This window comes from Shewanella sp. 10N.286.51.B2, assembly GCF_041469265.1.
Lineage (GTDB): Bacteria > Pseudomonadota > Gammaproteobacteria > Enterobacterales > Shewanellaceae > Shewanella.
This window is the reverse complement of the sequence record NZ_JBFRKH010000054.1, coordinates 121,951-129,942: the sequence shown is the minus strand read 5'-3', so window position 1 is coordinate 129,942 and position 7,992 is coordinate 121,951. Positions and strand designations below refer to the sequence as shown.

The 7,992-nt window shown below is 41.7% G+C and carries 6 protein-coding genes; 1 reads left to right on the top strand and 5 read right to left on the bottom strand.

Annotation, left to right across the window (positions count from 1 at the left end; all coding sequences use genetic code 11):
• The 5 genes from AB4140_RS14950 to AB4140_RS14930 all read right to left on the bottom strand — a co-directional run.
• The coding region (locus AB4140_RS14950) for a hypothetical protein (protein ID WP_372001538.1) at positions 1 to 683 on the bottom strand (683 nt) is incomplete at its 3' end.
• Between the two features lie 16 nt (positions 684 to 699).
• A complete protein-coding gene (locus tag AB4140_RS14945) occupies positions 700 to 2,025 on the bottom strand; it encodes an HlyD family type I secretion periplasmic adaptor subunit (protein ID WP_372001536.1) in 1,326 nt (441 codons plus the stop codon).
• Complete coding sequence (locus AB4140_RS14940) at positions 2,018 to 4,090, bottom strand: peptidase domain-containing ABC transporter (RefSeq protein WP_372001534.1); 2,073 nt, start codon at positions 4,088 to 4,090, stop codon at positions 2,018 to 2,020. The genes AB4140_RS14945 and AB4140_RS14940 overlap by 8 nt, the downstream gene beginning before the upstream one ends.
• Positions 4,087 to 5,769, bottom strand: a complete 1,683-nt coding sequence (locus AB4140_RS14935) for an ABC transporter transmembrane domain-containing protein (RefSeq protein ID WP_372001532.1) — start codon at positions 5,767 to 5,769, stop codon at positions 4,087 to 4,089. The genes AB4140_RS14940 and AB4140_RS14935 overlap by 4 nt, the downstream gene beginning before the upstream one ends.
• Before the next feature lie 349 nt (positions 5,770 to 6,118).
• Complete coding sequence (locus AB4140_RS14930) at positions 6,119 to 6,838, bottom strand: SDR family oxidoreductase (RefSeq protein ID WP_102475367.1); 720 nt, start codon at positions 6,836 to 6,838, stop codon at positions 6,119 to 6,121.
• Between the two features lie 137 nt (positions 6,839 to 6,975).
• On the opposite strand from AB4140_RS14930, the gene AB4140_RS14925 reads away from it, so the two are divergent.
• Positions 6,976 to 7,881: a LysR family transcriptional regulator gene (locus AB4140_RS14925; RefSeq protein ID WP_102531229.1), complete on the top strand. Its 906-nt coding sequence runs from the start codon at positions 6,976 to 6,978 to the stop codon at positions 7,879 to 7,881.
• Positions 7,882 to 7,992: the final 111 nt, after the last annotated feature.

Here is a 7,992-nt window from a genome sequence, read left to right as displayed (position 1 = left end):
GTGTCAGTGCCAGTGCCAGTAGAGGGAGGGGTAATGTCAGGTGTTGGGGTACCTTTTAGTGTCTCAATCACTTCATGTGTTGCAGTTTGTGGTGTGATTACATTTGATACTGAATGAGATGATGAATTAATGGTAAAAGCAGTCTGAAAGTTTTGTTCAGGTAACGAAATTTGAGATGTTCTAAATTGGCTTATGTCTTGGGTTGTGACATTACCATTATGAAAATGTGCACCCGCTGCTAGTCCTGTTGTTTGAGTTGAACCTGTTTCTACAATAAGCTTATTTAATGGCTGCTGCTGACTCGGTTCTATCGGGTTGCTATCAGCGATTTGACTGGCATTTTTAAGTGTTGAGCTTGTTAACTGTTGTGGCGTTGTGGATGTTTTTAAAACGTCTTGCTGAGTAGCTTCTGGATTAGTAGCTGCATGAGTAAAATCTGCTTCAGTTGCTTTATCATCCTCAGATGCATTCGCTATATTCGTCTGCCAAGACTTGTCAGCTACCAGATCATTTTGTCTATTTGGGGTTATGTTCCCCGTATCTCGAGATTCTTTTGCCCGCAACTTTTTAGCATCATTATCAATTTTCTTTATTGCTTGCTGGATTTTATTTTCGGGCAGATCTTTTTTGAGTTTATTTTTTTCATTTGGCTTATTTTTATTATCTTTATTATCCGTGCTCATGGGATGCTCCTACCATTTATCTTTCGCCAAATGCTTCGTTAATGTTGGTGAACACTGGTTTCCATAAGTACTGGAAGACACTTTTTTCACCTGTCACAATATCTGCTTCGCCAGTCATTCCTGGAATTAATGCAAAACTATCGGGATTATCCAAAAAGTAGGGCTTATCAATGGCAAGCTGCACTTTATAAAATACGCCGCCTTTTTCATCTTTATCTGTGCTTGGTGAAATACGTTTTACAATTCCATCTAACGCGCCATAGCGGCTGTAATCAAACGCATCAATTTTAATACGTGCAGATTGACCAACATGGACAAAGCCGATATCTCTTGGTGACAGCTTAATTTCCATCAAACCTGTTTTGGTCATGGGAACAATTACAGCCACAGTCCCACCTGGTTGAATGACGCTGCCAGTTGAAGATGTTGGGATTGATTGAATGATGCCGTCAACAGGCGCGGTTACGGTGTTTTGAGATACCAGAGAGTTGGATGATTTAAGCCTTGCTGTGACACCTAATAATTCAGCTTGGGTGTCAGTACGTTTTTCACCGACTTCTTTTAATAATGAAGCTTGTCTTTGTTTAAGCTGTTGCTGCAGATTTAGCAGGTTCTTGGTGAGAACTTGTTGTTTGCTTTCCATCGCCTTTAGCTCTCGCATGTAAGAATCAAGCTTTTGCTGTGATTCTAAAATGCGTAACTTTGAAACGGCTTGCTCTTCTGTTACTGACAACATCATTTTTAACGTTTGTTCTGCGGTTTGGATTTGATCGCTAAGGGGAGGTATTTCAGTTTTCAAACCATCCAATTCCGCTTGAGATTTGGCTATTTCAGATTCTGATAGCTGCTCAATTGCCACTCGTTCATCGATCATGCGATTAAGCGAAGACTGATGCAGCTTAACCAGTTGCGGGTACTCATAGGCGAACTCATCAAAATTGGCATCGCGAGCATCAATGAAGGCTTCGTAACGTTCAATTCGCATCATTAAGTTAGCACGTTTACTGGATAGTTCTTCCTCAGCTGACAAGCTGTCTATTGAGACAAAGCTTGCCAAAATATCACCTTGTTTAACAACGTCACCTTCTTCGACTACGACAGAAGCAATAGTGCCACCAGCACGGCTTTGTATAACCTGCCTATGGCCTAACGGCACCACTTGTCCTTTGGATTTTGAAATTTCTTCTACGCTGGTAAAAACAGACCAAACCAACATGATTAAAATTGAGCCGGTGATCAATAATATGATATTTCGAATTAATTTACGCTCAGCTGGGGCTTCAATTGCTTCTGCAAATTCATGTTCTGGCCAGACTCGATTAGCTAGTTGACGATTATCCATTGGTTGGAGACTCCTGCATGACGGTGTTAGTGGCATCTGGCGTTTGAGGTGCTTGGTCTGGAATTGGACCCGCATAAACTACAGCGCCTTTATCAAGAATAATGACCTTGTCAGCGTGTTTAATTAAATCTTGATCGTGGCTAGTAAACATTACGGTTGATTGTCCTTTTAAGTTTAATAAGGTCTTTATCAACTGCTGTTTTGATTCTGGATTTCGATGAGGTAATGGTTCATCAAGCAATAACAATGGCGATTGTTTTATCAGTGCGCGGGCAAGGTTGATGTAACTCCCTTCGATAGCGGAAAGCATGGCGTTATTCTCACCGAGTAAATCAACCGATAAGTCATTATTGATGCTATTAAAAAAGCTGGCCCCACCAGCGGCAATTATTGCGGTTTTAATTTCATCATCGGTAGCATCTGGTTTCGCTATCCGAATATTTTCAGCTAAAGTCCCTGGGAAAATATCAGGTTGTGATGGGCTATAAGCCACCCAATGCCTAAATATTTCAGTGTCATATTGTTTTAAATTTTTCCCATTCACGGTGACAAATCCAGCTTGTGCTTCCAACACGCCTAAGGCGCTCAGTAGCAAGGTTGATTTACCACAGGCATTGGGCCCTATAACGGCAACTAATTCACCGGGTTCTATGTCTACATTCACACCTGATAGTGCCGGCTCTCCTTCAGCTTTATATCTCAGGGTTAAATGCTGAAATGAAATTGCTGGTGCTTGAGTGTTATCAGGGGTGTCTAAGCGTAATTCTGATTGTTCCGTTGTTGCCTGCATGAACCGATCAAACTGTTTTACGGCAACATCCATCATGGTGAATTTTTGTTGAGATGAAAATGCCAGTTGTGCAGGGCCTGTAATCCGCCAAATCATCATCACACAGGCAATTAATGCACCGGAGGAAATCGTTTGATTTAGTACTAAAAATATTCCCGTAAACACTGTGATGAGTGCAGTGAATAAACTCAGTGAATGAGCAATGGCTGCATTTAGGCCATTTCGTTTAGCATAAAGAAAATTCTGGCGACTATTTTCACGGCATTGACGAATAAATTTTGTTTGCCAGCCTTCAGTATCACCAGCCGCTTTGAGTTGCAGTAGATTTTTCGCTAGTTCGCTTAGGGTATTTTGATACTCGCCACTAATTGTTGGCGAGGCTGCCTGAACATAGCGGCTGACGACTTTCATCACCAAGTAATACAAGATCAACATGCCAATAGGCACTAATACTAGCCAGCCACTTAAAAACATAATCGCCAGCAGCGCAATAATAGTGAAGGGCAGGTCGACTAAGCCGCCGCCTCCAGGGCCAGATAAGAGCATTCTGACTTTTTCTGCATTACGCATTCTAGCGATATGATTTGAAATGCCGACGCGTGACAGTACCATTAACGGCATGTGTAATAGTCGATAAAAGGTTATCTGGGAAAGGTCTCTAGCAAATCGATTACTGGTGGTGGCAAGAATTTGCGCCCGCGCTAAGCGGGTTGATACTAATACGCCAACAGCAAGCGCTCCACCTAAGGCTATGCTGGGGAGTATGGAGGGTGTTTGACCACCAATGACTCGGTCATATACAGCCATGGTAAACAGAGGTACTGCTAACCCTGTAATACTGGACAGTAAACTCAGCCAGAAAACGGGACGATACCATTTAGTTCTCTTACTCATGTGAGCGGCGAATGCTTGAACACTCTTTTTACTACGAGGTAAGGCATCAATAACAAATAAGTATGCATCATCTGTTAGCTGAGTCATATCGACCGTTTGCCAATGATTATTCTCTAGTTTTTCGAACTGATGTCCCTGTCTTCTTGCTATAAAGGCATTGTCTTTCGCTGGGACAACTAAGAAAGGGTAGATGGTTAAATGCAGGGTACTATCTGACGGTTTAATAACAGAGAAACCAATTTGATGTTTTTTTAATAAGCGGGAAACAGCGAGAGTATTGAGATCGTTTTCAGTGTCACTAGCCACGTTACTGGCTTGAGTGTAAAGACCTAATTGTTGTAACAGCTCAACTAGTAATGGTTTTAGTTCTAAAGTCTTCATAGGATCACCTCCTGTGAATCACTATTATCCACGTGCGGCGATTTATTAGTTTCTTTAGGCTGAGCATGTCCCTCAATTGTGACAACTTCATCACTAATTTTACCGATTTCAGGGTAGTGGGATGCCGCTACAATGGTCATTTGTTGTTTCAGTTGGGCCAATAAAGTGAGTAGTTTATTTTGGGCATCGGCATCAAGTGAAATCATCGGCTCATCCAATAGCAATATCGACGGTTTTTGGACTATCGCTCTGACTATTGCAATGAGTTTAATTGCCCCTTTATTTAGCATTTGGTTGTCATTTTCACCGACTGAAGTTTGATAACCATTGGGCAATTCGGCAATTTTAGCCGTTAAGCCTAAACTGTCAGCAATTGCCATCGCCTGAGGTTCATACTCCGCTCTGAACATGGTCATATTCTCTAGCAAGCTACCAGCAAATAAGGTTGGCCAAGGGGCGACATAATTAACGGATTGTCGAAATTCTTTACTGTCGTGTGCATGAAGTAAAACCCCATCAATGGTGACTTCTCCTGTATTTATCTTTTGAAATCCAGCAATGATACTGAGTAAGTGGCTAGCATGACTCAGGGGATTTGATTGCAGGGTAACTAAGGTTTTAGGGAGGATCTCTAAATTCAACTGTTGAATGACAGTGCCTAAATTACTGCTATCGACTTTTTGAAACCTAATAGGGCCGTTAGGGATTTTTTGTTGATAGATTTTTTCAGCACTAAACGCTTCGGCTGGAATGGCGGTCAAATCATCTACGTGTGACATCGACGTTTTGGCACTCACAAGTCGAGAACGAAGGCTAATAATTGCACTTAATGGTGAGATGGCGCGACCCGCTAATATTGAACATGCAGCCAGTCCACCCGTTGTAAGCGAACCGTTAAGGACTTCTAAGCAACCTAGCATCACTAATATTAGTGTTGTTCCTTGCGATGCTGCTTGGATGACTTCTTGTAACTTAGCTGATAACCAATCGACTTGTTGCTGTTGTGCTAGTCGCTGGTGGTTTATTTTATTATAAATACTGGCTAATCGGTCTTCTAAAGATAGGGCCTTGGCTGTGGTTAGCCCTGATAACACCAGTATCAACATTCGGGTTCGTTCAGCATCTGAAAGAGCGAGATCCTCAGTGGCGATGGCGAGTTTTTTGCCAATGACATAAACCAGAGCGCCAACAAGTACCCAGACGACTATCGGAATGAATACCAGCGGGCCACCAATATAGGCAACCAATGCAAGAAAAATGAGCACAAATGGAAAATCCATGAGTGCCACAATTGCTTGCCCTGAATAGAGCTCTCGCATACTCGCAATACTGACTAAACCATTAGTGACTTTACCTGTTCCCATGGATTCAACATGGTGATAGTCCGCTTGCATGAGCTTATTAACCACCTTGGTTGTGGTTTCTAATTCAAAATTGGCTGCTGATGCCGCAAGTAGCCAACTGCGGCCATATCTGAGTAATAATTCCAGCAAAATCGCAATCGCCACACCAGAAACAAGAATAGTGGCAGTACCATAACCTTGATTTGGCAGAATACGATCGTAGATTTGTAGCATGGTGAATGGCAGTGCAAGCGACAATAAATTGATAAATGTCGATGACAATAATAGCTCGGGAAAGGCTTTATTCCTGGAAAATAAACTGAAGTTTTCCTGCATACAAAAAATGTCCTTTTTATCGCAATGCGTAACGACTAAGCAATCAATAAACCAATGATTTAAGCGTAGCTTGTTTTAGTCAGTTTTCCTTACCTTAATCTAACTTAGTTTAAATATTAAGCAATCAATATAACATCTTGGGGTTAAACTGATTTTTAATCAGATGCAGCGAGTTTGCTCGAAATGGCGGCATTATTACGAGGGATAAGAGAATGAGTTTGCATGAGGTACGCGTGGAGTATGTAAAGGGAGGCCGCTTATTAAAATTAATGCAAAGATAATAAAAAACCATGAGTAATAACTCATGGTTTTTAGCTGAAATGTAGACCTATCTAGACTTGATATATTCTTAAGGTTGTTGGCGAGTTGGCGCTAAGACAATTTCTCGTACACAAACATTTTGCGGCATTTCAAAGGCAAATACAGCCGCATCAGCAACTGCTGTAGGCTCGATAACGCCGCCCATGAACTCTTTCCATTCTTGGTAGCCGGCTTTAATATCTTCATCGGTTGTGTGGCTAAGCAGGGCCGTTTCAACAGCGCCTGGAGCGATAGTCACCATTCGCACATCATCCATCGCCACTTCTTCGCGGATATTTTCAGTTAGCGCATGCACAGCAAACTTACTGGCACAATATGCTGCATGGTTAGGGAATGTTTTACGACCCGCTATAGAGCTTACGTTGATAATAGTGCCTGTTTTACGGGCTTTCATATCAGCAAGCACAGCGTGAATACCATTAAGCACGCCCATCACATTGATGTTGAGCATTTGGCTCCACTGGGCAGGATCTTGTACATCTGCTTGACCAAGTAGCATTACGCCAGCGTTATTGACTAAACAGCCAACAGGGCCAAACTTTGCTTCAGCAGTCGCAATCGCTGTTTTCATCGCTGCAGCATCAGTAACATCAACGCTAACAGATAAGCTGTTGGGCAGGTTAAGTGCTTGCATTGGTTCAACGCGACGAGCAAGTAAAAGTAGTGGGTGACCTTTAGCGCTAAATGCATTCGCCATAGCGGCGCCAATACCTGATGATGCGCCAGTAATGACAACAAGTGATTTCATGATTTTTACCTCGTTCGTTAAGTTGTGTCCATTATAGGTAATGGCTCATTGTTGATATATAATCCACAAAGAACATCATTGTTTACCTGTGGCTCCTAATAACTTGTTGATGACCACAAACTAAAATAGACATTATTATGAACTTAGACATAAATTTGATTGATATCAGAGCCTTTGTGGTGATTGCTGAGCAAGGTAACTTTACTCAAGCTGCACAGGTCTTAGGCTGCTCACGTTCGCATTTATCAAAGCAATTATTAAGTTTAGAAAAATTTCTTGGTGTTAGCCTAATTATTAGAACCACCAGAACCCAAAGACTGACAGAGCAAGGTCAGCAATTGCTGTTGCAATGCCAGCAAGCGTTAGCGCAAATCGATCAGGTGGTGGCAATGACATTAGACAGCGCTGAAACATTACAGGGCAATATTCACATTAATTGCGTTGGCGGGGTGATTGGTGAAGATATTTTAGTGGCCTTGGTGAATGATTTTATTAAACAGTATCCTGAAATTACCATCGATCTTGATTTTAGTAGCCAGCGGGTTGATTTAATCGAGGGCCATTTTGATATTGTATTTCGCATGGGCGAACTGGCAGATTCAAGCTTGGTGGCCAGAAAGCTGATGGATATCGAAAACCGCACTTTAGTCGCCCCTGAATACTTAGCGAAATATGGTCAACCGCAGCATCCAAGCGAGCTTAATAATCACCTGTGTATTACTGGCTCGATCAGCCATTGGCGCTTTGGCCATAGGCAAGATGCTCAAGCTGTAGACGTTGCCATTAAGGGCGGTTTTAAGTGTAAAAATGGCCGCGCTATGAAAGCCAGCGCCTTAGCAGGAAATGGCATTGTGCGATTACCTTATTTATATTGCGCTAATGAAATTGCAGCGGGTCAATTAGTGAATGTGTTTAATGATTGGCATATTCCCGACACGCCTTTTTATATGCTTTACCATAAAGATAAATTCCAACCAGAAAGGCTGAAAAAATTTATTCAATTCACCATGGAAAATTTTAAGCGCTATCTACCTGATTCATAAAATAACATTTAAAAAACGGCTGATTAAATTCATCTATGCCGTAAAAGTCTAACGGGATTGAAGCCTATTTTTAATTTTTTCGACTATCTTTATTAGATAATTAAAAATGAA

Bases quoted from the DNA above. Each gene is read 5' to 3' on its own strand.
- AB4140_RS14945 (WP_372001536.1), bottom strand. From the start codon at position 2,025: ATGGATAATCGTCAACTAGCTAATCGAGTCTGGCCAGAACATGAATTT.
- AB4140_RS14940 (WP_372001534.1), bottom strand. From the start codon at position 4,090: ATGAAGACTTTAGAACTAAAACCATTACTAGTTGAGCTGTTACAACAA.
- AB4140_RS14935 (WP_372001532.1), bottom strand. From the start codon at position 5,769: ATGCAGGAAAACTTCAGTTTATTTTCCAGGAATAAAGCCTTTCCCGAG.
- AB4140_RS14930 (WP_102475367.1), bottom strand. From the start codon at position 6,838: ATGAAATCACTTGTTGTCATTACTGGCGCATCATCAGGTATTGGCGCC.
- AB4140_RS14925 (WP_102531229.1), top strand. From the start codon at position 6,976: ATGAACTTAGACATAAATTTGATTGATATCAGAGCCTTTGTGGTGATT.